Source organism: Brevibacillus fulvus, from assembly GCF_016908525.1.
In the GTDB taxonomy this organism is placed as follows: Bacteria; Bacillota; Bacilli; order Brevibacillales; family Brevibacillaceae; genus Brevibacillus_G; species Brevibacillus_G fulvus.
The window spans coordinates 27,687-50,168 of sequence record NZ_JAFBEB010000017.1 but is presented as its reverse complement, the minus strand read 5'-3'; the positions used below and the strand labels follow the sequence as shown (position 1 = coordinate 50,168).

At 47.0% G+C, this 22,482-nt stretch carries 34 protein-coding genes; 1 reads left to right on the top strand and 33 read right to left on the bottom strand.

Annotated elements, in window-relative coordinates:
- Positions 1 to 4 precede the first annotated feature (4 nt).
- The 27 genes from rpsM to rpsJ all read right to left on the bottom strand — a co-directional run bounded on the left by rpsM (position 5) and on the right by rpsJ (position 12,890).
- A complete protein-coding gene (gene rpsM, locus JOD01_RS17660) occupies positions 5 to 373 on the bottom strand; it encodes a 30S ribosomal protein S13 (RefSeq protein ID WP_204519613.1) in 369 nt (122 codons plus the stop codon).
- Between the two features lie 23 nt (positions 374 to 396).
- Entirely contained in the window at positions 397 to 510 is a 114-nt protein-coding gene (gene rpmJ / locus JOD01_RS17655; protein WP_003333770.1) for a 50S ribosomal protein L36, read from the bottom strand.
- A gap of 30 nt (positions 511 to 540) precedes the next feature.
- The gene (gene infA, locus JOD01_RS17650; RefSeq protein ID WP_003333772.1) at positions 541 to 759 is read right to left on the bottom strand and encodes a translation initiation factor IF-1; all 219 of its coding nucleotides are present in this window, start codon (positions 757 to 759) and stop codon (positions 541 to 543) included.
- A gap of 122 nt (positions 760 to 881) precedes the next feature.
- On the bottom strand, positions 882 to 1,628 hold the full coding sequence (gene map, locus JOD01_RS17645; protein ID WP_204519612.1) for a type I methionyl aminopeptidase: 747 nt from the start codon (positions 1,626 to 1,628) through the stop codon (positions 882 to 884).
- Between the two features lie 6 nt (positions 1,629 to 1,634).
- Positions 1,635 to 2,279, bottom strand: a complete 645-nt coding sequence (locus tag JOD01_RS17640; protein ID WP_204519611.1) for an adenylate kinase — start codon at positions 2,277 to 2,279, stop codon at positions 1,635 to 1,637.
- Positions 2,280 to 2,316: 37 nt separating this feature from the next.
- Positions 2,317 to 3,609, bottom strand: a complete 1,293-nt coding sequence (gene secY, locus JOD01_RS17635) for a preprotein translocase subunit SecY (RefSeq protein WP_204519610.1) — start codon at positions 3,607 to 3,609, stop codon at positions 2,317 to 2,319.
- Positions 3,609 to 4,049 carry a 50S ribosomal protein L15 gene (gene rplO, locus JOD01_RS17630; RefSeq protein ID WP_204519609.1) on the bottom strand — a complete coding sequence of 147 codons (441 nt, stop codon included), beginning with the start codon at positions 4,047 to 4,049 and terminating at the stop codon, positions 3,609 to 3,611. Before rplO ends, secY begins: the two co-directional genes overlap by 1 nt.
- 30 nt (positions 4,050 to 4,079) lie before the next feature.
- The gene (gene rpmD, locus JOD01_RS17625) at positions 4,080 to 4,268 is read right to left on the bottom strand and encodes a 50S ribosomal protein L30 (protein WP_204519608.1); all 189 of its coding nucleotides are present in this window, start codon (positions 4,266 to 4,268) and stop codon (positions 4,080 to 4,082) included.
- 17 nt (positions 4,269 to 4,285) lie between these two features.
- Entirely contained in the window at positions 4,286 to 4,783 is a 498-nt protein-coding gene (rpsE, locus tag JOD01_RS17620) for a 30S ribosomal protein S5 (protein WP_204519607.1), read from the bottom strand.
- A 34-nt stretch (positions 4,784 to 4,817) separates the two neighbouring features.
- A complete protein-coding gene (gene rplR, locus JOD01_RS17615) occupies positions 4,818 to 5,180 on the bottom strand; it encodes a 50S ribosomal protein L18 (RefSeq protein ID WP_204519606.1) in 363 nt (120 codons plus the stop codon).
- Positions 5,181 to 5,213: 33 nt separating this feature from the next.
- On the bottom strand, positions 5,214 to 5,750 hold the full coding sequence (rplF, locus tag JOD01_RS17610) for a 50S ribosomal protein L6 (RefSeq protein WP_204519605.1): 537 nt from the start codon (positions 5,748 to 5,750) through the stop codon (positions 5,214 to 5,216).
- A gap of 30 nt (positions 5,751 to 5,780) precedes the next feature.
- A complete protein-coding gene (gene rpsH / locus JOD01_RS17605) occupies positions 5,781 to 6,179 on the bottom strand; it encodes a 30S ribosomal protein S8 (RefSeq protein WP_204519604.1) in 399 nt (132 codons plus the stop codon).
- A 26-nt stretch (positions 6,180 to 6,205) separates the two neighbouring features.
- The gene (locus JOD01_RS17600; protein ID WP_204519603.1) at positions 6,206 to 6,391 is read right to left on the bottom strand and encodes a type Z 30S ribosomal protein S14; all 186 of its coding nucleotides are present in this window, start codon (positions 6,389 to 6,391) and stop codon (positions 6,206 to 6,208) included.
- A gap of 24 nt (positions 6,392 to 6,415) precedes the next feature.
- Positions 6,416 to 6,958 (bottom strand): 50S ribosomal protein L5, encoded by a 543-nt coding sequence (gene rplE, locus JOD01_RS17595; RefSeq protein WP_204519602.1) that lies wholly within the window; start codon positions 6,956 to 6,958, stop codon positions 6,416 to 6,418.
- A 26-nt stretch (positions 6,959 to 6,984) separates the two neighbouring features.
- A complete protein-coding gene (rplX, locus tag JOD01_RS17590) occupies positions 6,985 to 7,299 on the bottom strand; it encodes a 50S ribosomal protein L24 (RefSeq protein ID WP_204519601.1) in 315 nt (104 codons plus the stop codon).
- A gap of 49 nt (positions 7,300 to 7,348) precedes the next feature.
- Positions 7,349 to 7,717: a 50S ribosomal protein L14 gene (rplN, locus tag JOD01_RS17585; RefSeq protein WP_204519600.1), complete on the bottom strand. Its 369-nt coding sequence runs from the start codon at positions 7,715 to 7,717 to the stop codon at positions 7,349 to 7,351.
- A gap of 41 nt (positions 7,718 to 7,758) precedes the next feature.
- Positions 7,759 to 8,025, bottom strand: coding sequence for a 30S ribosomal protein S17 (gene rpsQ / locus JOD01_RS17580; RefSeq protein WP_204519599.1), 267 nt, complete (start codon positions 8,023 to 8,025; stop codon positions 7,759 to 7,761).
- A 22-nt stretch (positions 8,026 to 8,047) separates the two neighbouring features.
- Complete coding sequence (gene rpmC, locus JOD01_RS17575) at positions 8,048 to 8,245, bottom strand: 50S ribosomal protein L29 (protein ID WP_204519598.1); 198 nt, start codon at positions 8,243 to 8,245, stop codon at positions 8,048 to 8,050.
- On the bottom strand, positions 8,235 to 8,669 hold the full coding sequence (gene rplP / locus JOD01_RS17570; protein ID WP_204519597.1) for a 50S ribosomal protein L16: 435 nt from the start codon (positions 8,667 to 8,669) through the stop codon (positions 8,235 to 8,237). Before rplP ends, rpmC begins: the two co-directional genes overlap by 11 nt.
- A gap of 2 nt (positions 8,670 to 8,671) precedes the next feature.
- Positions 8,672 to 9,334 carry a 30S ribosomal protein S3 gene (gene rpsC / locus JOD01_RS17565; protein ID WP_204519596.1) on the bottom strand — a complete coding sequence of 221 codons (663 nt, stop codon included), beginning with the start codon at positions 9,332 to 9,334 and terminating at the stop codon, positions 8,672 to 8,674.
- A 13-nt stretch (positions 9,335 to 9,347) separates the two neighbouring features.
- Positions 9,348 to 9,680 (bottom strand): 50S ribosomal protein L22, encoded by a 333-nt coding sequence (gene rplV / locus JOD01_RS17560; protein WP_204519595.1) that lies wholly within the window; start codon positions 9,678 to 9,680, stop codon positions 9,348 to 9,350.
- Between the two features lie 30 nt (positions 9,681 to 9,710).
- The gene (gene rpsS, locus JOD01_RS17555) at positions 9,711 to 9,992 is read right to left on the bottom strand and encodes a 30S ribosomal protein S19 (RefSeq protein ID WP_204519594.1); all 282 of its coding nucleotides are present in this window, start codon (positions 9,990 to 9,992) and stop codon (positions 9,711 to 9,713) included.
- A gap of 49 nt (positions 9,993 to 10,041) precedes the next feature.
- Positions 10,042 to 10,872: a 50S ribosomal protein L2 gene (rplB, locus tag JOD01_RS17550; protein ID WP_204519593.1), complete on the bottom strand. Its 831-nt coding sequence runs from the start codon at positions 10,870 to 10,872 to the stop codon at positions 10,042 to 10,044.
- 32 nt (positions 10,873 to 10,904) lie between these two features.
- Entirely contained in the window at positions 10,905 to 11,195 is a 291-nt protein-coding gene (gene rplW / locus JOD01_RS17545; RefSeq protein WP_204519592.1) for a 50S ribosomal protein L23, read from the bottom strand.
- Positions 11,195 to 11,818: a 50S ribosomal protein L4 gene (gene rplD, locus JOD01_RS17540; RefSeq protein ID WP_204519591.1), complete on the bottom strand. Its 624-nt coding sequence runs from the start codon at positions 11,816 to 11,818 to the stop codon at positions 11,195 to 11,197. The genes rplW and rplD overlap by 1 nt, the downstream gene beginning before the upstream one ends.
- Positions 11,819 to 11,835: 17 nt before the next feature.
- Positions 11,836 to 12,465 carry a 50S ribosomal protein L3 gene (gene rplC, locus JOD01_RS17535; protein WP_204519590.1) on the bottom strand — a complete coding sequence of 210 codons (630 nt, stop codon included), beginning with the start codon at positions 12,463 to 12,465 and terminating at the stop codon, positions 11,836 to 11,838.
- A gap of 116 nt (positions 12,466 to 12,581) precedes the next feature.
- On the bottom strand, positions 12,582 to 12,890 hold the full coding sequence (rpsJ, locus tag JOD01_RS17530) for a 30S ribosomal protein S10 (protein ID WP_005828858.1): 309 nt from the start codon (positions 12,888 to 12,890) through the stop codon (positions 12,582 to 12,584).
- A 427-nt stretch (positions 12,891 to 13,317) separates the two neighbouring features.
- Between rpsJ and JOD01_RS17525 the strand changes: the two genes are divergently transcribed.
- The gene (locus tag JOD01_RS17525; protein WP_204519589.1) at positions 13,318 to 13,710 is read left to right on the top strand and encodes a globin domain-containing protein; all 393 of its coding nucleotides are present in this window, start codon (positions 13,318 to 13,320) and stop codon (positions 13,708 to 13,710) included.
- Between the two features lie 59 nt (positions 13,711 to 13,769).
- On the opposite strand, the gene tuf is transcribed toward JOD01_RS17525, so the two are convergent.
- The 6 genes from tuf to rpoC all read right to left on the bottom strand — a co-directional run bounded on the left by tuf (position 13,770) and on the right by rpoC (position 22,475).
- A complete protein-coding gene (tuf, locus tag JOD01_RS17520) occupies positions 13,770 to 14,960 on the bottom strand; it encodes an elongation factor Tu (protein ID WP_204519588.1) in 1,191 nt (396 codons plus the stop codon).
- Between the two features lie 148 nt (positions 14,961 to 15,108).
- A complete protein-coding gene (fusA, locus tag JOD01_RS17515; protein WP_204519587.1) occupies positions 15,109 to 17,187 on the bottom strand; it encodes an elongation factor G in 2,079 nt (692 codons plus the stop codon).
- 70 nt (positions 17,188 to 17,257) lie between these two features.
- Positions 17,258 to 17,728, bottom strand: a complete 471-nt coding sequence (gene rpsG / locus JOD01_RS17510) for a 30S ribosomal protein S7 (RefSeq protein ID WP_204519586.1) — start codon at positions 17,726 to 17,728, stop codon at positions 17,258 to 17,260.
- A gap of 49 nt (positions 17,729 to 17,777) precedes the next feature.
- A complete protein-coding gene (gene rpsL, locus JOD01_RS17505) occupies positions 17,778 to 18,215 on the bottom strand; it encodes a 30S ribosomal protein S12 (protein WP_204519585.1) in 438 nt (145 codons plus the stop codon).
- A gap of 121 nt (positions 18,216 to 18,336) precedes the next feature.
- Positions 18,337 to 18,591 carry a 50S ribosomal protein L7ae-like protein gene (locus JOD01_RS17500; protein ID WP_204519584.1) on the bottom strand — a complete coding sequence of 85 codons (255 nt, stop codon included), beginning with the start codon at positions 18,589 to 18,591 and terminating at the stop codon, positions 18,337 to 18,339.
- Between the two features lie 254 nt (positions 18,592 to 18,845).
- Positions 18,846 to 22,475, bottom strand: coding sequence for a DNA-directed RNA polymerase subunit beta' (gene rpoC / locus JOD01_RS17495; protein WP_204519583.1), 3,630 nt, complete (start codon positions 22,473 to 22,475; stop codon positions 18,846 to 18,848).
- Positions 22,476 to 22,482: the final 7 nt, after the last annotated feature.

The following is a 22,482-nucleotide window of genomic DNA, read 5'->3' as shown; positions in this document are numbered from 1 at the left end:
TCCTTTACTTCTTCTTGTTCGCTACAGTACGACGAGGACCTTTGCGCGTACGAGCATTTGTTTTAGTACGTTGACCACGGACAGGCAAGCCGCGACGATGGCGAATACCACGGAAGCATCCGATTTCCATCAAGCGCTTGATGTTGAGGGAGATTTCACGACGAAGATCACCTTCAACTTTGATGTTCTTGTCGATGTATTCACGAAGTTTCGCTACTTCGTCCTCAGTGAGGTCACGCACGCGAGTATCAGGGTTTACACCTGTAGCCGCCAAAATACGTTGAGACGTAGGGCGACCAATACCAAAGATATAGGTCAAAGCGATTTCCGCGCGTTTTTCGCGAGGCAAGTCAACGCCTGCAATACGTGCCATGCTAGAAAAGCACCTCCTTAAATTTATCCTTGTTTTTGCTTATGCTTTGGATTTTCACAAATAACCATTACGTTACCTTTACGACGAATGACTTTGCATTTTTCGCAAATCGGTTTAACCGATGGTCTCACTTTCATGGTTCTTGCCTCCCTTTTCTATTAGGGGTCTTATTTATAGCGGTAGGTAATGCGACCGCGCGTCAAATCATATGGCGACAATTCAACCGTCACTTTATCACCGGGCAAAATGCGAATAAAGTGCATGCGAATTTTACCCGAAACGTGAGCCAACACTTTATGACCATTCTCTAATTCTACACGAAACATTGCATTGGGCAAGGGTTCGATAACCGTACCCTCTACTTCAATTACATCGTCTTTGGCCATTCGTTTCTCTCCTTTCATCTGTCCTTCAGTCAGACCATGAGTGTTCAATACTAGTATTACAAACGAACTTATCGTCAACACGTTGGACGACAATCCAGATCTGCACAGGCATCTTGTATCGTCTATAACTTCGTTAAGACCTCATAGCCATCTTCCGTAATCGCGATGGTGTGTTCATAATGGGCGCAATTTTTCCGATCCACTGTTACGACCGTCCAATTGTCCTCCAATGTGCGGACATAACGTTCGCCAGCATTCACCATCGGTTCGATCGCCAAAACCATGCCAGGCTTCAATACTGGTCCTCGATCCGGAGGACCGTAATTGGGGATTTGCGGATCTTCATGCAAGCTTCGTCCTATGCCATGCCCCACATACTCGCGAACGATCGTGAAACCGGCAGCCTCTACATGGATTTGGATTGCGTGCGAGATATCAGAAAGACGTCCGCCAGGAACTGCTTTCTCCAGTCCTTTATACAACGACTCCTCCGTTATCCTCATCAACCGCTGATCTTCATCGGAGATCTTGCCAACTGCGTACGTCCAAGCGGAATCACTGTGGTAGCCGTCAACCATGGCCCCAATATCAAGACTGATCAGATCTCCCTCTTGCAACGTCCGTGTTCCCGGGATCCCGTGTACGAGTTCTTCATTGACTGAAGCACAGATACTTCCTGGAAAGCCACCGTAGCCTTTAAACGATGGAACAGCCCCTTTGCTGCGAATAAAGCTTTCCGCTAATTCGTCCAGTTGTTTTGTGGTGATGCCCGGCTTTACTGCTTTGGACAGCTCTTGATGGGTTAAGGCGACAATTCGCCCTGCTTCACGCATAACCTCAAGTTCCAATCTTGATTTTAGATGGATCATTCTTGCTTACCCTCGCAATAAAGACTTGATTTCCGCAAAAACAACCTGGATATCTTGTTCGCCGTTGATATTGCGCAAAAGCCCCTGCTTGGAATAGTAATCAATCAATGGTTGCGTTTGTGCGATGTTGACATCCAAGCGTTGTGTAACCACTTCGGCTTTGTCGTCATCACGTTGATACAACTTACCACCGTCTTTATCGCAAACCCCTTCCGTTTTTGGAGGGTTAAACAAAGTATGGTAGCTTGCACCGCAAACTGGACAAATCCAACGCCCCGTCAGCCGCTCAATCAAAAGCTCGCGACGAACATTAATATTGATAACGTGATCAATCTCACGTCCCAATTCTTTCAATGTAGAGGTCAAGGCTTCCGCTTGAGGAACAGTCCGTGGAAACCCGTCAAGCAGAAATCCATTAGCACAATCCTCATTTGAAAGGCGTTCCCGCACAATACCGATCACAACTTCGTCCGGTACCAGAAGACCTTTGTCCATAAAGGATTTGGCTTCCAACCCAAGAGGCGTTTGGTTCTTCACCGCAGCTCGGAACATATCGCCGGTTGAGATATGCGGGATGTTGAATTCTTCTACGATACGTTCTGCCTGTGTACCTTTTCCGGCACCAGGAAGACCCATCAGTATAATATTCATATCCATCCCCTCCGTCTGAATCACAACAACCTCAGCTTTATTTCATGAACCCTTGGTAGTGACGCTTAATCATTTGGCTTTCAATTTGCTTCATCGTATCCAGTACAACCCCGATCACGATCAACAAGGTTGTTCCCCCGATATAAATCTGCGAAGGCAAATTAGCCAATCGGGTGAAGAAGAACGGCAAAATTGAAATTACCATCAAGAATAAGGCACCAGCCAAAGTTAACCGGGTCAGCGTACGGGTGATGTACACTTCCGTGTTTTTGCCGGGTCGGATTCCAGGGATGTACCCGCCGTTTTTCTTCATATTTTCTGCCATTTGCACAGGATTCATTTGCACAAATGTATAGAAATAGGTAAAGCCAAGGATGAGCAATGCGTACAATGTCATTCCCAGCGGAGCGCTGATCTGGAAGTTTTGATAAATCCAGTTGGCAACACCCACACCGGTCGGATCAGCCCAGAACTGGGCAATTGTCGACGGGAACGTCACCAGCGAGATCGCAAAGATTACCGGAATAACCCCAGCCGAGTTAATTTTCAACGGAATGTGCGTAGATTGGCCACCGTACATTTTACGGCCAACCACACGTTTCGCATATTGCACCGGAATCTTGCGAATACCTTGCTGCATGAAGATAACGCCCACAATGATCGCAATGATGACCAACAAAATAATCACGATCTTCAAGATGCTGAAGAACAGATTGGTGGTTTCGGCAAACTGGCTTTGGTAAATCGTCACCACACCGCCGTGGATGTTGGCTACGATACCCGCCATGATAATCACCGAAATCCCGTTCCCAATACCTTTTTCCGTGATTTGCTCACCCATCCACATCAGGAGCGATGTACCAGCCGTCAAGGTGATCGCAATCAGGGCATAACTGCCGACTGACTGGTCTGTCAACAAACCGGGAGCCATATTGTTAAAACCAAATGTCATCCCAACGGATTGAACCAAAGAAAGCACGATCGTAAAGTAGCGAGTGACCGTAGCAATCTTGCGTCGTCCCGTTTCCCCTTCACGCGCCCATTGCGTAAACTTCGGCACCACTTCCATCGACAACAGCTGCATGATGATCGATGCCGTGATATAAGGCATGATCCCCATTGCGAAAATCGAGAAGTTTTTCAACGCCCCACCGGAGAACGTATTGAGCAAGTTGAGGAAATTGTTGTTGGCTTGTTCAAACATCGCCACATTGATATTGGGAACCGGAATAAAGCTACCAATTCGGAAGACGACGAGCATCAACAGGGTAAATAATACCCTTCGACGCAAGTCGCCTATCTTAAAAATGTTAGTGAGGCTCGCTAACATTAGATCACCTCGGCAGATCCACCGACTTGAGCGATCTTCTCGACAGCAGCTGCAGAGAACTTGTGAGCTTTCACTGTAAGCTTAACATTGAGTTCACCATTTGCCAAAACTTTAACACCATCACGCAGAGCGCTGATTACACCGGTTTCTCTGAGAAGTTCCGGAGTAACGACAGTTCCTTCCGCAAAACGGTTCAAAGCATCGAGACTCACAATCGCATATTCCTTGCGATTAATGTTGTTGAAACCACGTTTCGGCAAACGACGGTACAACGGGTTTTGTCCACCCTCGAAACCAGGACGGACACCACCGCCTGAACGAGCATTTTGACCCTTGTGACCTTTACCGGCAGTTTTACCAGTACCGCTACCGATACCACGTCCAACACGTTTGCGTTCATGGCGGGATCCTTCGGCAGGTTTCAATTCATGCAATTTCATTCGTTGCACCTCCTAACTGAAAAAGTCTGCTTAAGCTTCAATTTCTTTTACTTCAACCAAATGTTTTACTTTAAAGATCATCCCACGCATCGCTGGGTTATCTTGTTTAACGACAGTTTGGTTAACTTTGCGAAGGCCAAGGGCTTGCACCGTAGCGCGTTGATCTTCTGTGCGTCCAATCACACTACGTTTGAGGGTGATTTGCAGAGCTTTTGCCATATCCCATTCCCTCCTTCTTATCCTAACAATTCGTCAACGGATTTACCGCGCAATTTAGCGACATCTTCCGCTGTTTTCAATCGGCTGAGACCTTCCAGCGTAGCGTTGACCATATTGATTGGATTGTTAGAGCCGAGCGATTTGCTCAATACATCACCGATACCTGCGAGTTCAAGCACCGCACGAACAGGTCCACCAGCGATAACTCCTGTACCTGGGGAAGCCGGTTTGATCAATACGCGACCAGAACCAAAATGGCACAGAACTTCATGAGGAATAGTTGTTCCTTTGAGAGGTACGCGAATTAGATTTTTCTTCGCGTCATCAATCGCTTTACGGATAGCGTCCGGTACTTCTTGTGCTTTGCCCATTCCAGCGCCTACGTGACCATTTTTGTCACCTACAACGACCAATGCGCTGAAGCTGAAACGACGTCCACCTTTAACCACTTTCGCTACACGGTTAACGGCGACTACTTTTTCTTCTAGCTCTAATTTGCTAGGGTCGATTCGCATTCCTTACCCTCCTTGTTTACAAAAATCTTGTTGACTAGAAATCAAGTCCTGCTTCACGCGCTGCGTCAGCAAGTGCTTTAATACGTCCATGATACAAATAACCGCCACGATCAAACAGAACATTGGCGTAGCCTTTTTCTTGCGCTCTTTTCGCAATCAAAGTACCAACAGCAGTTGCTGCTTCAATGTTTCCGCCATTTTTCAGACCCAGTTCTTTATCCAGCGAAGATGCAGAAGCTAGTGTTGTTCCTGTGGCATCGTCAATCAATTGAGCGTAAATGTGTTTGGAAGAACGGAAAACGTTCAAACGAGGACGTACCGCAGTTCCGACCAGACGTCTGCGGATACGCAGATGACGTTTCTTCCGAGCTTTATTTTTATCGCCTTTTGTAAACATTACGCTGCCTCCCTTCTCATAAAACTAGCTGCTTTATTTACCTTTTTTACCCTCTTTACGACGAACAACCTCATCGCTGTATTTAATCCCTTTGCCTTTGTAAGGTTCAGGTTTACGGATCGAACGAATTTCCGCAGCCACTTGGCCAACGCGTTCTTTATCGATACCTTTCACAACCAATGTGGTTTGGTTCGGCACATCCAGTTCAATGCCTTCTTCCGGGGTAATTTCTACCGGATGGGAGAAACCGAGAGAGAGAGTTACACCTTTGCCAGCTTTAGCGGCACGGTACCCAACGCCCACCAGTTCCAGCGTACGGCTAAAACCTTCAGACACACCTGTAACCATGTTTGCAACAAGCGCGCGAGTTGTACCGTGCAAGGAACGATGTAATTTATTGTCGCTCGGACGTTCTACCAACACTTCGTTTTCACCGATGGTGATGGTAATGTCCGGATGAAAGTTCTTAACAAGTGTACCCTTAGGGCCCTTTACTGTCAGCTCCGTACCGTTCAGGGTGAGAGTAACGCCTGCAGGGACCGCTATCGGTTTTTTACCGACACGTGACATAACTTGCACCTCCTGTGCGAGAATCAAATATTACCAAACGTAAGCGAGCACTTCTCCACCAACATGCGCTTGACGAGCTTGTTTGTCAGTCATCACGCCGTTGGAGGTAGAAATGATAGCCAAACCTAAACCGCCCAACACACGAGGAATCTCGTTGTTTTTCGCGTACACGCGCAGACCAGGTTTGCTAATGCGTTTCAAACCGGAAATAACGCGCTCATTGTTCGGACCGTATTTCAGGAACAAACGAATGATTCCTTGCTTGTTATCCTCAACAAACTCAGCATCGCGGATAAAGCCTTCCTCTTTCAGGATGCGGGCAATTTCCTTCTTGATTGTAGATGCTGGGATCTCCACTTTCTCGTGGCGAACCATGTTTGCGTTACGGATACGAGTAAGCATATCTGCAATTGGATCTGTCATAACCATGAGAAAAAACCTCCTTCCCGTCTAAATTACCAGCTTGCTTTCTTAACGCCTGGAATTTGACCTTTATAAGCCAGTTCACGGAAGCAAATACGGCACAATTTGAACTTGCGCAGTACAGAATGCGGGCGACCGCAACGTTCACAACGTGTATAAGCACGTACGCTGAATTTTGGTTTCCGCTGTTGCTTAATGACCATTGATTTTTTTGCCACGTTTTTCCCTCCTTACGATAGGGTTTATTTACGGAATGGCATACCCATTTGAGTTAACAATTCACGAGCTTCCTCGTCGGTTTTTGCGGAAGTTACGATCACGATGTCCATACCGCGAACCTTGTCAATTTTATCGTATTCGATCTCAGGGAAAATAAGTTGTTCCTTCAGACCGAGTGTATAGTTTCCACGACCGTCGAATGCTTTGGAAGAAACACCGCGGAAGTCACGTACGCGTGGAAGCGATACATTCATCAATTTGTCAAGGAAGTAGTACATACGTTCACCGCGCAATGTTACTTTCGCACCGATAGGCATACCTTCACGAAGTTTAAAACCTGCGATGGACTTTTTCGCGCGAGTCACAACCGGTTTTTGACCAGTAATGATTTGCAAATCTTCTACTGCAGAATCAAGGGCTTTCGCATTGCCAACTGCTTCACCAACACCCATGTTGACAATGATTTTTTCCACTTTCGGTACTTGCATGATGGAGCTGTAGTTAAACTTGCTCATCAACGCAGGTACGATTTCATTTTGATATTTTTCTTTCAATCTTGCTGCCATCTAGGACAACCTCCTTTCCGACCTGACTACTTGTCGATTACTTCGCCAGATTTTTTTGCAACCCGAACTTTTTTGCCATTGTCAAGCACTTTATAACCTATGCGAGTAGGTTTTCCGGACTTAGGATCAATGAGCGACACGTTGGAAACGTGAATAGGTGTTTCTTGTGTTACAATGCCGCCTTGCGGATTCGCTTGAGACGGACGTGTATGTTTCTTCACGAGATTGATACCTTCTACCAATACACGATCTTTTTTCGGATAAGCAGCAAGTACGCGGCCTTTTTTGCCCTTGTCCTTACCCGTAATTACGATAACGGTATCGCCTTTTTTAACGTGCATCGCTTGGTGCACCTCCTATCGAACAAACTGCAGAATTTAAACGTTCAAATTAGAGAACCTCAGGAGCCAGAGAGATGATTTTCATAAAATCTTTATCACGAAGCTCACGAGCTACCGGTCCAAAGATACGAGTACCACGTGGGGATTTATCATCTCTGATAATAACCGCTGCGTTTTCATCGAAACGGATGTAAGATCCATCGTTGCGACGAACGCCACGAACACTACGCACTACAACTGCTTTTACAACTTGACCTTTCTTGACAACGCCGCCGGGTGTAGCGCTTTTTACGGAGCATACAATGACATCCCCGATGTTCGCGGTTTTGCGACCGGAACCACCCAGCACCTTGATGCACATCAATTCTTTCGCACCAGAGTTGTCAGCAACGGCCAATCTCGTCTGAGTTTGGATCATTTACTGTTCCTCCTTTCGGTTATGGTTGACCGAAATCTTCCTTATACAATAACTGCTTCTTCAACAATACGCACAAGACGGAAACGTTTATCTTTGGAAAGCGGACGGGTTTCCATGATCTCTACGATATCGCCGATTTTTGCAGTGTTGTTTTCGTCATGAGCCTTGTACTTTTTGGAGTACTTCACGCGTTTGCCGTACAATGGATGTTTTTTGTAGGTTTCAACAAGAACCACTACAGTTTTATCCATTTTGTCGGAAACGACGCGACCTACCATGGTTCTACGCATATTGCGGTCTGCGGTCATCGTTCGAACCTCCTTCCTTTAATTAGCCGATCCCTAATTCTCTTTGACGCAGGACTGTTTTCGCACGCGCGATGTCTCTGCGCACTTGCTTGATACGAGCTGTGTTTTCAAGCTGACCTGTTGCCAACTGGAAACGAAGGTTGAACAACTCTTCTTTCAAAGAGGAGATGTTTTGTTCGATCTCGGCAGTGGTTAAATTGCGATATTCATTAGCCTTCATTTGCGTCACCACCCACTTCTTCGCGCTTCACAAACTTGCATTTTACAGGCAGTTTGTGCATCGCGAGACGCATAGCCTCACGCGCGATCTCTTCAGGAACACCAGCAAGTTCAAACATAATCTTGCCAGGTTTCACAACTGCAACCCAATGTTCAGGAGAACCTTTACCGGAACCCATCCGTACTTCCAACGGTTTTTGTGTTACCGGTTTGTCAGGGAAAATTTTGATCCATACTTTACCGCCACGACGGATGTAACGAGTCATCGCAATACGGGCAGCTTCAATTTGACGGTTGGTTACCCAAGCCGGTTCGAGTGCTTGTAAACCGTATTCACCAAATGCAACGGTAGTACCGCCTTTTGCATTACCAGTCATCCGACCGCGGTGTTGTTTACGGTGTTTTACGCGTTTAGGCGTTAACATGTTTACTTGCCTCCTTCCTCAACTGCTACGTTCTTCTTTGTAGGAAGCACTTCACCACGATAGATCCATACTTTCACACCGATCCGACCATAAGTGGTATGAGCTTCTGCAGTACCATAATCGATATCTGCGCGAAGTGTGTGCAGCGGTACAGTTCCTTCACTGTAACCTTCCGAACGAGCGATATCAGCACCACCAAGACGACCGCTTACCAAAGTTTTGATCCCTTTAGCGCCAGCACGCATGGTACGAGCAATGGTTTGTTTTTGTGCACGACGGAAAGAAATACGGTTTTCCAATTGACGTGCGATGTTTTCAGCTACCAAAGTAGCATCCAAATCAGGTTTTTTCACTTCATTGATGTTGATGTGAACGCGTTTGCCTGTCATTTCGGACAGCGTTTTACGAAGTACTTCTACTTCTTGGCCGCCTTTCCCGATAACCATTCCAGGTTTAGCGGTGTAGATCGTCACGTTTACGCGATTGGCAGCGCGCTCGATTTCAATCGTAGAAACAGCAGCATCTTTCAGACGCCCTTTTACATACTTGCGAATACGAAGGTCTTCATGCAACAAAGAAGCGAAATCTTTGTCGGCGTACCATTTTGACTCCCAGTCACGGATAACGCCAATACGAAGACCTACCGGGCTTACCTTTTGACCCACACGTAATCCCTCCTTATTTCTCGTTTAGTACCACCGTAATATGGCTAGTGCGTTTATGGATGCGGCTAGCGCGACCCATTGCACGCGGACGGAATCGTTTCAAGGTTGGACCTTGGTCAACGAAAACTTTGCCGACTACGAGGTTGTTTGGATCCAGTTCGTAATTGTGTTCTGCGTTAGCGATTGCCGATTTCAATACTTTCTCAACTACTGGAGAAGCAGCTTTCGGAGTGTGTTTGAGAATCGCCAATGCTTCACCGACTTGCTTGCCTCTGATCAAGTCCACTACCAAGCGAACTTTGCGAGGTGCAATGCGAATATAGCGAGCAACTGCTTTTGCTTCCATCTTTGTACCTCCTCTCTGTGAAGAGAAAAATTAGCGCTTCTTGGATTTTTTGTCGTTATCGACGTGACCCTTGAAGGTACGAGTTGGTGCGAATTCACCCAATTTGTGACCCACCATGTCTTCCGTCACGTAAACCGGCACATGCTTGCGACCATCATAAACCGCAAACGTATGTCCAACGAACTCAGGGAAGATTGTTGAGCGACGAGACCACGTTTTTACAACGCGTTTTTCGTTCTTCTCGTTCAATTCGTCAACTTTCTTCATCAAGTGGTCATCCACGAAAGGACCTTTCTTCAAACTACGTCCCATATGTGAACCTCCCTTCGCCAAAGGCGTTCGGTTATTGTTTCATCCAGCCTTATTTTTTGCGGCGGCGGATGATGTATTGATCGGATTTGTTCTTTTTCTTGCGGGTTTTGAGACCCAAAGCAGGTTTACCCCAAGGAGTAACAGGCGCTTTACGTCCGATAGGTGCGCGACCTTCACCACCACCGTGTGGGTGATCATTCGGGTTCATTACGCTACCGCGAACAGTTGGACGAACTCCCAACCAACGAGAGCGACCAGCTTTACCGATGTTGATCAATTCGTGATCGAGGTTACCTACTTGGCCAACAGTCGCGCGGCACTCGTTATGAATGCGGCGAGTTTCGCCAGAAGACAAACGAACGATTACGAAGTCACCATCACGACCGAGCAATTGAGCGGAAGCACCGGCTGCACGAACCAATTGTCCGCCTTTGCCAGGTTTCAACTCGATGTTGTGAATGGTTGTACCAACCGGAATTTTTTCCAGCGGCAATGCATTACCGGTTTTGATATCGGCATCTGCACCGGAAACGATCTCGTCGCCCACTTTCAAGCCCAAAGGAGCAAGAATGTAGCGTTTTTCACCATCTGCGTAGTTGATCAAAGCAATGTTTGCAGAACGGTTTGGATCGTACTCGATCGTAGCTACTTTACCTACGATACCATCTTTGTTGCGTTTGAAGTCAATAATGCGATATTTGCGTTTATGACCGCCACCTTGATGACGAACGGTAATTTTCCCTTGGTTATTGCGGCCTGCTTTTTTATTCAAAGGCGCCAACAGGGATTTTTCGGGAGTAGAAGTGGTAATCTCCTCGAATGTGGAAACCGTCATTTGGCGACGACCAGGAGAAGTCGGTTTAAACTTTTTGATTCCCATTCAAATTCCCTCCTTTTCGGTAGTCGTCGTGCTTACACACCTTCGTAGAATTCGAGATCTTTACTGTCAGCTGTCAGCTTTACGATCGCTTTTTTCCACTCGGAAGTGTATCCGGAATATTTGCCGTAACGTTTTGGTTTTGCTGGTACACGAGTCGTGTTAACAGCTTCAACCTTTACACCAAATACTTTTTCTACCGCTTGCTTGATTTCGGTTTTGTTAGCTTTGAGAGGCACTTCAAAAACGTACTTCTTCTCAGCCATCATGTCAGTGGTGCGCTCCGTAATGATAGGGCGCTTGATTACATCATGCAGGCTCTTCATTAGGCGAGCACCTCCTCTACTTTAGCAACCGCATCTTTAGTTACGATTACTTTATCATGAGCAACGAGATCCAGAACGTTAATGCCTGCAGCATCTACAAACTTAGCTCCTGGAATGTTGCGGGAAGAGAGCGCTACGTTTTGATCAAACTCAGAGGTTACGATCAACACTTTGCGTTCTGCTTTCAGGTTGTTCAAAACAGCAACCATATCTTTTGTTTTAGGTGCAGCGATGTTCAATGCATCCAAAACAAGCAATTCATTATTTTGCACTTTGCTGGAAAGCGCGGATTTCAATGCCAAACGGCGAACTTTACGGTTCAGTTTGTAACCGTATTTGCGAGGTGTTGGTCCGAATACGACACCGCCGCCTTTCCATTGTGGAGCACGAATGGAACCTTGACGAGCGCGACCAGTACCTTTTTGACGCCATGGCTTACGGCCGCCGCCGCGAACTTCGGAACGGTTTTTCACATCGTGAGTACCTTGGCGTTGCGAAGCTTGTTGCATCACAATCGCATCGTACAAGACGTTATTGTTTGGCTCGATCCCAAAAATGCTGTCAGCCAATTCAATTTCGCCTACTTGAGAACCGCTTTGATTGTAAAGAGCTACTTTTGGCATGTCAGATCCTCCTTTCTTTACTTGTTCTTGACAGCCGTAGAAACGACCACGTAGCTATTTTTTGGTCCAGGAATAGATCCTTTAACCAAGATCAGGTTGCGATCTGCATCCACTCTTACTACTTCCAGGTTTTGAATGGTTACATTGTCAGTACCCAATTGACCTGGCAAAGTTTGACCTTTGAACACGCGGTTAGCTGCGATCGAACCGAGCGAACCTGGTCCGCGATGGTAACGGGAACCGTGTGCCATTGGTCCGCGGGATTGATTGTGGCGTTTGATTGCACCAGCATAACCTTTACCTTTGGTTACGCCAGAAACGTCAACAACATCTCCTGCGGCAAAAATATCAGCTTTCAATTCTTGACCAACCTCAAACTCTCCGAGGTTAACTCCGCGAATTTCGCGAACGAAGCGCTTAGGTGCAGTGTTAGCTTTCGCTGCATGACCTTTTTCCGGTTTGTTTGCGCGATGCTCTTTTTTATCGTCAAAACCGATTTGGATAGCTTCGTATCCATCGTTGGCTTCGTCTTTCTTTTGAAGTACAACGCAAGGACCAGCTTCGATAACAGTTACCGGAACTGCAGTGCCATTCGGCCCGAAAACCTGAGTCATGCCCAGTTTTTTACCTAAGATTCCTTTGGTCATTAGTGCCACCTCCTGTGAACAAATCAATCTGTTGTATCAAGTCCCTGCCGATGCGCAGGGGCGCATTATTCGTGGGTTTTGCAAGACAACGCCAGCGTGTGTGTCGCTGCTTCTGATTACAATTTGATTTCGATATCTACACCGGACGGCAGATCCAAACGCATCAAAGCATCAACAGTTTGCGGTGTTGGATTCAAAATATCAATCAAACGTTTGTGAGTACGCATCTCGAATTGTTCGCGAGAATCTTTGTACTTGTGAACAGCACGAAGAATCGTGTAAACCGCTTTTTCAGTAGGAAGCGGAATCGGCCCAGATACATTCGCTCCGGAACGTTTAGCCGTATCCACGATTTTCTCAGCGGATTGATCGAGGATTTTATGATCGTATGCTTTAAGACGAATACGAATCTTTTGTTTTGCCATTTTAGTCCCTCCTTTTTCGCCCATTTTATTAACGGACATTTCTCCGTGGAAATATCCTGCACCCCAGCCATGGCAAAGGGGCCGGGTGTGTCAGCAACCTCCCACATCATCGCAAGTCCATGACCAACATTCACTATTGTACTAAAATCATATAGGCAACGCAAGTTTTTTTTAAAATAAATTATAAAAGCAAGTATTGCCAAAATGGCGTTCTATCAACGCTTTACCGCACCGCAACAACACAACTCTTCTATTAATAATCGGCGGCCTTTTGGATTGTCCCTTCTTCCCGGCTTCTTGGCACGGATCGCCTGATGCAGAAAAGGAAGCCGGATAGATCCCTCTGTATTCCGTCAAGTGATGTTTTCTATACCGCGCCGTCACTTTTTGATAAAGTAGAAAGAGACGGAACGAAAGGAGTCTGCTTATGGCAAACGAAACGACTGCGTATGAACAAATCGGCGGCGCCGAAACGATTTCGCGTCTTGTCCATACATTTTATGCCTTGGTCCAACGCCACCCTGATTTGGCACCGATATTCCCTGAGGATCTCACGGAAACAAAAAACAAGCAATACATGTTCCTTACGCAATTTCTCGGCGGCCCTCCCTTATATAGCGAACGTTTCGGGCACCCCATGTTGCGCGCAAGGCACATGCCTTTCCCGATTACCCCGAAACGAGCTGAAGCCTGGTTATCATGCATGAACCAAGCAATGGACAAAATCGGCTTGGAAGGTGAGCTTCGCAATGAAATCTTTTCCCGTTTAACTTTGACCGCCCATCATATGGTCAACCAATGGGACGATGCAAGCGAATAGCTTTCTTTAACCAATAAAAAAAACCGATAGCAGCGCTATCGGTTTTTTTAACGCATATCTTACTCGATAATACCAGCAACAACGCCAGCGCCTACAGTACGGCCACCTTCGCGGATAGCGAAACGAGTACCTTGTTCCATCGCTACTGGAGCGATCAGTTCAACAGTGAACTCAGTGTTGTCGCCAGGCATAACCATTTCAACGCCTTCTGGCAATTGAATGATACCAGTTACGTCAGTTGTACGGAAGTAGAATTGTGGACGGTAGTTAGCGAAGAAAGGAGTGTGACGTCCACCTTCTTCTTTGGACAATACGTATACTTCAGCACGGAATTTGGTGTGCGGAGTAACGGAACCTGGTTTTGCCAAAACTTGACCGCGTTCGATATCTTTACGCTCAACACCACGGAGCAATGCACCGATGTTGTCACCAGCTTCAGCTTGGTCGAGCAATTTACGGAACATCTCTACACCTGTTACGGTAGTAGAACGAGTTTCTTCAGCCAAACCAATGATTTCTACTTGGTCACCAACTTTAACTACACCGCGCTCTACACGACCGGTAGCAACAGTACCGCGACCAGTGATGGTGAATACGTCCTCAACTGGCATCAAGAAAGGTTTGTCAGTTGCGCGTTCTGGAGTTGGGATGTAGTTGTCTACAGCTTCCATCAATTCAACGATTTTTTGAGCCCATTCACCGTTTGGATTGTCAAGAGCTTCTTTAGCGGAACCTTTGATTACTGGGATATCATCGCCTGGGAACTCATATTGAGACAACAGGTCGCGGATTTCCATTTCAACCAGTTCCAACAATTCTTCGTCGTCAACCATGTCGCATTTGTTCATGAAAACAACGATGTAAGGTACGCCTACTTGGCGAGACAACAGGATGTGTTCACGAGTTTGCGGCATTGGACCGTCAGCAGCGGATACAACCAAGATTGCTCCGTCCATTTGAGCAGCACCAGTGATCATGTTTTTCACATAGTCGGCGTGTCCAGGGCAGTCAACGTGTGCATAGTGACGGTTGTCAGTTTCATACTCAACGTGCGCGGTGTTGATGGTGATACCGCGTTCACGTTCTTCTGGAGCTGCGTCAATGCTGCCGTAGTCCATAGCTTTTGCTTTACCTTGTTGTGCCAATACAGTTGTAATAGCAGCAGTCAAAGTAGTTTTACCGTGGTCAACGTGACCGATTGTACCAATGTTAACGTGTGGCTTATTACGCTCAAATTTTTCTTTTGCCATGAGAGTTTAATCCTCCTCACAAATTAAGGGTAGTTAAGTATTTTTTGAAAGAAAGGTTTACAGCAAAACCAAGATTATTGTAAACCTTTCTTTCCAGAGAATAAAGAGAGTAAGCACATCTTTTAAAAGATTTTTTAAGCCGCGAGCATTATTCGCCTTTGGACTTTTTGATAATCTCTTCTGCGATGAACTTTGGTACTTCTTCGTAGTGGTCGATCACCATGGAGTAAGTACCGCGACCTTGGGTACGGGAACGAAGTACGGTGGAATAACCGAACATCTCGGACAACGGTACCATCGAACGGATCACTTGTACATTCGCACGAGCTTCCATACCTTCGATACGACCGCGGCGTGAGTTCAAATCACCCATAACATCGCCCATGTATTCCTCAGGAACAGTAACTTCTACTTTCATGATTGGTTCAAGCAGAACCGCACCGCATTTTTTGGCAGCTTCTTTCAGCGCCAAGGAACCAGCTACTTTAAACGCCATCTCGGAGGAGTCTACATCGTGGTAGCTACCGTCAACGAGCGCCGCTTTAATATCAACCAGCGGGAATCCAGCGAGCACACCATTTTTCATGGCTTCTTCAATACCGGCTTGAACAGCTGGTACATACTCACGAGGGACAACCCCACCGACGATTTTATTCTCAAATTCAAACCCTTTACCAGGTTCGAGCGGAGAGAATTCAACCCATACGTGACCGTATTGACCGCGACCACCAGATTGACGAACGAATTTACCTTCCACTTTCGCTGCATTACGGAATGTTTCACGATAAGCAACTTGTGGCGCACCTACGTTTGCTTCAACCTTGAATTCGCGTTTCATCCGGTCAACAATGATCTCCAGGTGAAGCTCACCCATACCGGAGATAATGGTTTGACCTGTTTCTTCATCAGTGTGCGTACGGAACGTTGGGTCTTCTTCAGCCAATTTCGAGAGGGCGATACCCATCTTGTCTTGGTCAGCTTTGGACTTCGGTTCGATCGCAACCGAGATAACTGGTTCTGGGAAGGTCATCGATTCCAGGATAACCGGAGATTTCTCATCGCAGAGAGTGTCACCGGTCGTCGTATCTTTCAAACCTACTGCTGCAGCGATATCACCGGAGTAAACCATATCGATTTCTTGACGGTGGTTAGCGTGCATTTGCAGGATACGTCCGATACGTTCGCGTTTCCCTTTAGTCGAGTTCAACACATAAGAACCGGAACTGATCGTACCAGAGTACACACGGAAGAAGGTCAGTTTACCAACATAAGGGTCGGTCATGATCTTGAAAGCAAGAGCAGAGAACGGACCGTTATCGTCGGACTCACGAGTCACTTCTTCTTCAGTATCCGGAAGAGTACCTTTGATTGCAGGTACATCAACTGGTGCAGGCAGATAGTCTACTACTGCGTCCAGCATTGGTTGTACACCTTTGTTTTTGTAGGAAGAACCGCAAAGTACCGGAGTGAGTTTAACTTCGATCGTACCTTTGCGCAGAGCGCGTTTGATCTCCTCGACAGTCAACTCTTCCCCTTCAAGATACTTCATCATCAATTCTTCATCTTGTTCCGCAGCTGCTTCTACAAGTTGAAGATGAAGTTCTTCACATTTGTCTTTCAATTCAGCAGGAATTTCTACTGCATCGGAAGTTTTACCAAGGTCATCGGTATAGATGATGGCTTTCATTTCAACCAAGTCAACCATTCCGACAAATTGATCTTCTGCACCGATCGGGTATTGAATCGGTACAGGGTTAGCGCCGAGACGGTTGCGAATTTGTTCTACGCACATGTCAAAGTTAGCGCCGATGATGTCCATTTTGTTAACGTAGCAAATACGCGGAACACCATAGCGGTCAGCTTGACGCCAAACCGTTTCGGTTTGTGGTTCCACGCCGCCTTTTGCGTCAAACACAGTAACAGCACCATCAAGTACACGCAAGGAACGTTCAACTTCTACTGTGAAGTCTACGTGTCCAGGAGTATCGATGATGTTGATACGATGTCCGTTCCATTGAGCGGTGGTAGCAGCTGATGTAATCGTGATACCGCGCTCTTGTTCTTGTTCCATCCAGTCCATGGTAGCTGCACCTTCGTGCACCTCACCAATTTTGTGAACGCGACCGGTATAGAAAAGAATACGCTCAGTTGTCGTCGTTTTACCAGCATCAATGTGTGCCATGATACCAATATTGCGCGTATTCGCCAGAGAGAATTCGCGAGCCATTATAAAATGCTCCTTCCATACTCATATGTGAGAATATGCAGGCATCCTGAGCGGACACCTGCTTTGGATTCTACCAGCGATAGTGTGCAAACGCTTTGTTCGCCTCAGCCATTTTGTGAGTATCCTCACGTTTTTTCACCGCTGCACCTGTATTGTTAGCTGCATCGATGATTTCGTTAGCAAGGCGTTGTTCCATTGTTTTCTCACCGCGAGTGCGAGAGTAGTTAACCAACCAGCGCAGACCGAGAGTGGTGCGGCGCTCAGGTTTTACTTCGATCGGCACTTGGTAGTTAGCACCACCGACACGACGAGCTTTAACTTCCAATACAGGCATGATGTTTTTCAGTGCTTCTTCAAACACTTCCATCGGGTTGCGACCTGTACGTTCTTGGATAATATTGAATGCGTTGTAGAGAATGTTTTGCGCTACTCCGCGTTTACCATCCAACATCAAACGGTTGATCAAACGAGTAACCAATTTGCTGTTGTAAATCGGATCAGGCAATACATCACGACGCGAAACCGGACCTTTACGTGGCATAATGTCCCCTCCTTCTTTTGAAATTCAAGAAACGGTTATCGTTTCTTTATCATTTCTTTTTCGCTGCGTCTTTACCAGCTTTCGGACGTTTTGTACCATATTTGGAACGTCCTTGCATACGGTTGTTCACACCAGCGGTATCAAGCGCACCGCGAACGATGTGGTAACGAACCCCTGGCAAGTCTTTCACACGGCCGCCGCGAACAAGAACAACGCTGTGCTCTTGCAAGTTGTGACCGATACCGCCGATGTATGCAGTTACCTCGATACCGTTTGTCAAACGCACACGTGCGTATTTACGAAGAGCGGAGTTAGGCTTCTTCGGAGTCATGGTACCTACACGAGTACATACACCGCGTTTTTGTGGAGAACTTTGGTTTGTTTGTGCTTTTTTAAAGCTGTTGTACCCTTTTTGCAAAGCAGGAGATTTGGATTTCTCCACTTTGTCTGTACGACCTTTGCGTACCAATTGGTTCATTGTAGGCATTATATTTACCTCCCTTCTTATTACCCTTCTTCAAGACCACAGATCCAGGTGAGTCATTTTTAGGCCAAATAGAAAGTTCTTGTCCGAAAAGTTACCATTGCAACTTACAAACAAAAACATTTTAACCACCTTTTTTGATCGCGACAGCAGCCGCGCCTACATCAATTCTACACGCCTTTCCAAGACGCCGCATAGAATCAACATAGAAAACTGGCACACCCTTCTCCTTTGAAAGGAGAGCGACTTTTTGAGTCAGACGCTTGTCGGCATCTTCCGCAATAAACACCTCTTCAGCCGAAGCGTGTTCAACAGCCTTAATCGTCTGATTTATTCCGATCGCCAACTCCTTGGCCCGCTCTACTTTTTCATAAGACATGATTATCATATCCTCCAAAGCATAGAGTGTCAGGCACACTTGAATATAATATCAGTTCAATTGAGAGATGTCAACTTCGCATTTCATATTTTATTCTCAAAAATTGAGCGGTATATATCCCAAGCAAATCGATAACCGTACTTCGGCAGCTCAGACGGTCATGGCATGGCCGAAATCGACGACAGATTGCGCCTGACTTTCTCTGCTTTTTTAAGTAAGGAAAGTGCCCACCGTAACGATGGGCACTTGCTGCATTATTCGACAGATACTGCTTCCGGAACAGCTTCTCCTTGATTCAAAGCGAGTGCCTCTTGTTCTGCGGCAGTCATCACTTTGGTGTTGCGATAACGCGTCATACCAGTACCGGCTGGAACCAGTTTCCCGATAATCACGTTTTCTTTCAAGCCGAGCAGACGATCCACTTTTCCTTTGATCGCTGCATCGGTAAGTACGCGAGTCGTTTCTTGGAAAGAAGCAGCAGACAGGAATGAGTCTGTTTCCAAAGATGCTTTGGTAATACCGAGCAACACCGGACGTCCAACCGCCGGATTGCCGCCTTCGATCAATACTTTGGCATTGGCTTGTTCAAACTCATGCACTTCCACGAAAGATCCAGGCAGCAAATCAGTGTCCCCGCTGTCAATCACCCGCAACTTGCGCAGCATTTGACGGATCATAACCTCAACGTGCTTGTCGTTAATTTCCACACCTTGCATCCGGTATACCTTTTGCACTTCTTGCAAAATGTAGTTGGATACTCCGCGGGTTCCGCGGACTTTCAGCATTTCTTTCGGGTCAACCGAACCTTCGGTGAGTTCATCCCCGGCGTTCAGTCTGCTTCCAATCGCCACTTTGATACGAGAGCCGTATGGCACAGCGTACACTTTGTTTTCTGCTTCTCCGCGAACTTCAATTTCACGGCGATCTTTTCCTTCGCGGATGTCAATGACTTCCCCGTCAATTTCCGAGATAACCGCTTGACCTTTCGGATTGCGCGCTTCAAACAACTCTTGAATACGCGGCAAACCTTGCGTGATATCGTCTCCAGCCACACCCCCGGTATGGAAGGTACGCATCGTCAACTGTGTACCAGGTTCACCGATCGACTGAGCAGCGATAATACCAACCGCTTCACCGATTTCTACCTCAGCGCCTGTAGCCAGGTTGCGTCCATAGCAACGTTTGCAGACACCATGGCTGGTGCGGCAAGCCAGCACGTTGCGGATATACACGTCTTCGATTCCTGCTTTTTCGATTTGCTCCGCGATCTCTTCGGTAATCTCTTCATTGCGGCCCACGATGATCTCTTTGGTGACCGGATGGCGCACCGTTTCAAAGCAAGTGCGACCAATGAGACGATCGGAAAGTTTTTCAATTTCCTCTTTCCCGTCTTTAATCGCCGTCACGCGAATCCCTTTATCGGTACCGCAATCTTCCTCGCGAACGATCACGTCTTGCGCCACGTCAACCAAGCGGCGTGTCAGATAGCCGGAGTCAGCCGTACGCAACGCGGTATCAGCAAGACCTTTACGAGCACCGTGTGTCGAAATAAAGTATTCCAACACGGTCAAGCCTTCACGGAAATTGGACTTAATCGGCAACTCGATAATCCGGCCGGATGGGTTCGCCATCAAGCCGCGCATCCCGGCCAGCTGGGTAATCTGCGAAACGTTACCGCGCGCACCGGAGTTCGCCATCATAAAGATCGCATTAAATTTATCCATCGATTTCATCAAAACATCGGTTACTTCGTCTTTGGCTTTCGACCAGATGGAAATGACGCGGTCATAGCGTTCATCTTCCGTAATCAAACCGCGGCGGAACTGCGTCATAACCGTCGCTACCTTCTCGTCGGCTGCTTCCAGAATTTCCTTCTTCTTCTCCGGAACGGCGATATCAGCAACAGCGATCGTAATACCGGCCTTGGTTGAATAGGTAAATCCGAGTTCCTTGATCCGGTCGAGAATCATCGAAGTCTGCATCGTGCCAAAGCGACGGAAACACTCCGAAATAATCGTCCCCAAGAAACCTTTTTTCACCGCGCCCCTGTCAGGCAGCTTTTGAATAAATTCCTTGATGTCGACACCTTTATCAAAGATAAAGTATTCGTCTGGCACACCATTTTGCAGGTTTTCCTTGGTCGGGGTATTAATATAAGGCAACTCCGGCGGGAAGATTTCATTAAAGATAATCTTACCAACGGTCGTTACAAACAACGCTTTGTTTTGTTTCTCCGTAAAGCTGGTTTTTCCCAAGCTATTTGTAGGCACGACAATGCGAGTTTGCAAGCTGATATATCCGTTTTGGTATGCGGCGATCGCATCCCGTGGATCACGATAAGTTGTACCTTCGCCAATGGCGCCTTCGCGTTCCAATGTAAGATAGTAAGAACCGAGAACCATGTCCTGCGACGGTGTTACGACCGGTTTTCCATCTTTCGGGTTCAAAATGTTTTGCGCAGCCAGCATCAAGATGCGCGCTTCCGCTTGTGCTTCGGCGGACAGCGGTACGTGCACAGCCATTTGGTCCCCGTCGAAGTCGGCGTTGTAAGCCGTACATACGAGCGGGTGAAGACGAATTGCACGTCCTTCAACCAGGACCGGTTCAAACGCCTGAATCCCCAAGCGGTGCAAAGTGGGGGCGCGGTTCAGCAGAACCGGATGTTCGCGGATCACATCTTCCAAGACATCCCACACTTCCGGTTGAACGCGTTCCACTTTTCGCTTCGCGCTTTTAATATTGTGGGCCAGCCCTTTAGCGACCAGCTCCTTCATGACAAACGGTTTGAACAGCTCAAGCGCCATTTCTTTCGGCAGACCGCATTGATACATTTTCAAGTTTGGTCCTACGACGATAACGGAACGCCCGGAGTAGTCCACACGTTTACCCAACAGGTTTTGACGGAAACGACCTTGTTTCCCTTTGAGCATATGGCTCAACGATTTCAACGGACGGTTACCAGGACCGGTAACAGGACGTCCGCGACGACCATTGTCGATCAAGGCGTCAACCGCTTCCTGCAGCATCCGTTTTTCGTTTTGTACGATAATATCCGGCGCGCCTAGTTCAAGCAAACGTTTCAGACGGTTGTTCCGGTTGATGACCCGACGATACAAATCGTTCAAGTCGGAAGTAGCAAAGCGACCGCCATCGAGCTGTACCATCGGACGCAATTCCGGCGGAATAACCGGCAATACATCAAGCACCATCCATTCCGGACGGTTTCCGGAGTTGCGGAATGCTTCCAAAACCTCCAGACGTTTGATCGCACGGTTGCGGCGTTGGCCTTGCGCAGTTTTCAACTCTTCCTTGAGAAAATCCACTTCTTTGTCAACATCGATTTCAGCAAGCAGACGTTTAATCGCTTCTGCCCCCATCATCGCCTGAAAAGATTGGCCGTATTTCTCACGGTAACTGCGATATTCTTTTTCAGAAAGCAATTGTTTCTTATCCAGCGGTGTATCTCCTGGATCCGTTACAACGTAGGAAGCAAAATAAATGATTTCTTCCAGCGAGCGAGGAGACATGTCAAGGACAAGACCCATGCGGCTGGGGATTCCTTTAAAGTACCAGATGTGGGAGACAGGGGCAGCCAATTCAATGTGCCCCATTCTCTCACGGCGAACTTTCGCACGGGTAACTTCCACACCGCATCGGTCGCAGACGACCCCTTTGTAACGAACGCGTTTGTATTTACCGCAATGGCACTCCCAGTCCTTTGTCGGTCCAAAAATACGTTCGCAGAACAAACCGTCTTTTTCCGGTTTCAAAGTACGATAGTTAATCGTTTCTGGTTTTTTCACTTCTCCAAATGACCACGAACGGATCTTTTCAGGAGATGCCAAGCCTATTTTCATGTATTCAAAATTATTAACGTCAATCACAGGGCGT

Coding starts and splice junctions, on each gene's coding strand:
- rpsM (WP_204519613.1), bottom strand. CDS start 373: ATGGCACGTATTGCAGGCGTTGACTTGCCTCGCGAAAAACGCGCGGAA.
- rpmJ (WP_003333770.1), bottom strand. CDS start 510: ATGAAAGTGAGACCATCGGTTAAACCGATTTGCGAAAAATGCAAAGTC.
- infA (WP_003333772.1), bottom strand. CDS start 759: ATGGCCAAAGACGATGTAATTGAAGTAGAGGGTACGGTTATCGAACCC.
- map (WP_204519612.1), bottom strand. CDS start 1,628: ATGATCCATCTAAAATCAAGATTGGAACTTGAGGTTATGCGTGAAGCA.
- JOD01_RS17640 (WP_204519611.1), bottom strand. CDS start 2,279: ATGAATATTATACTGATGGGTCTTCCTGGTGCCGGAAAAGGTACACAG.
- secY (WP_204519610.1), bottom strand. CDS start 3,609: ATGTTAGCGAGCCTCACTAACATTTTTAAGATAGGCGACTTGCGTCGA.
- rplO (WP_204519609.1), bottom strand. CDS start 4,049: ATGAAATTGCATGAATTGAAACCTGCCGAAGGATCCCGCCATGAACGC.
- rpmD (WP_204519608.1), bottom strand. CDS start 4,268: ATGGCAAAAGCTCTGCAAATCACCCTCAAACGTAGTGTGATTGGACGC.
- rpsE (WP_204519607.1), bottom strand. CDS start 4,783: ATGCGAATCGACCCTAGCAAATTAGAGCTAGAAGAAAAAGTAGTCGCC.
- rplR (WP_204519606.1), bottom strand. CDS start 5,180: ATGTTTACAAAAGGCGATAAAAATAAAGCTCGGAAGAAACGTCATCTG.
- rplF (WP_204519605.1), bottom strand. CDS start 5,750: ATGTCACGTGTCGGTAAAAAACCGATAGCGGTCCCTGCAGGCGTTACT.
- rpsH (WP_204519604.1), bottom strand. CDS start 6,179: ATGGTTATGACAGATCCAATTGCAGATATGCTTACTCGTATCCGTAAC.
- rplE (WP_204519602.1), bottom strand. CDS start 6,958: ATGGCAGCAAGATTGAAAGAAAAATATCAAAATGAAATCGTACCTGCG.
- rplX (WP_204519601.1), bottom strand. CDS start 7,299: ATGCACGTTAAAAAAGGCGATACCGTTATCGTAATTACGGGTAAGGAC.
- rplN (WP_204519600.1), bottom strand. CDS start 7,717: ATGATCCAAACTCAGACGAGATTGGCCGTTGCTGACAACTCTGGTGCG.
- rpsQ (WP_204519599.1), bottom strand. CDS start 8,025: ATGACCGCAGACCGCAATATGCGTAGAACCATGGTAGGTCGCGTCGTT.
- rpmC (WP_204519598.1), bottom strand. CDS start 8,245: ATGAAGGCTAATGAATATCGCAATTTAACCACTGCCGAGATCGAACAA.
- rplP (WP_204519597.1), bottom strand. CDS start 8,669: ATGTTAACGCCTAAACGCGTAAAACACCGTAAACAACACCGCGGTCGG.
- rplV (WP_204519595.1), bottom strand. CDS start 9,680: ATGGAAGCAAAAGCAGTTGCTCGCTATATTCGCATTGCACCTCGCAAA.
- rpsS (WP_204519594.1), bottom strand. CDS start 9,992: ATGGGACGTAGTTTGAAGAAAGGTCCTTTCGTGGATGACCACTTGATG.
- rplB (WP_204519593.1), bottom strand. CDS start 10,872: ATGGGAATCAAAAAGTTTAAACCGACTTCTCCTGGTCGTCGCCAAATG.
- rplW (WP_204519592.1), bottom strand. CDS start 11,195: ATGAAGAGCCTGCATGATGTAATCAAGCGCCCTATCATTACGGAGCGC.
- rplD (WP_204519591.1), bottom strand. CDS start 11,818: ATGCCAAAAGTAGCTCTTTACAATCAAAGCGGTTCTCAAGTAGGCGAA.
- rplC (WP_204519590.1), bottom strand. CDS start 12,465: ATGACCAAAGGAATCTTAGGTAAAAAACTGGGCATGACTCAGGTTTTC.
- rpsJ (WP_005828858.1), bottom strand. CDS start 12,890: ATGGCAAAACAAAAGATTCGTATTCGTCTTAAAGCATACGATCATAAA.
- JOD01_RS17525 (WP_204519589.1), top strand. CDS start 13,318: ATGGCAAACGAAACGACTGCGTATGAACAAATCGGCGGCGCCGAAACG.
- tuf (WP_204519588.1), bottom strand. CDS start 14,960: ATGGCAAAAGAAAAATTTGAGCGTAATAAGCCACACGTTAACATTGGT.
- fusA (WP_204519587.1), bottom strand. CDS start 17,187: ATGGCTCGCGAATTCTCTCTGGCGAATACGCGCAATATTGGTATCATG.
- rpsG (WP_204519586.1), bottom strand. CDS start 17,728: ATGCCACGTAAAGGTCCGGTTTCGCGTCGTGATGTATTGCCTGATCCG.
- rpsL (WP_204519585.1), bottom strand. CDS start 18,215: ATGCCTACAATGAACCAATTGGTACGCAAAGGTCGTACAGACAAAGTG.
- JOD01_RS17500 (WP_204519584.1), bottom strand. CDS start 18,591: ATGTCTTATGAAAAAGTAGAGCGGGCCAAGGAGTTGGCGATCGGAATA.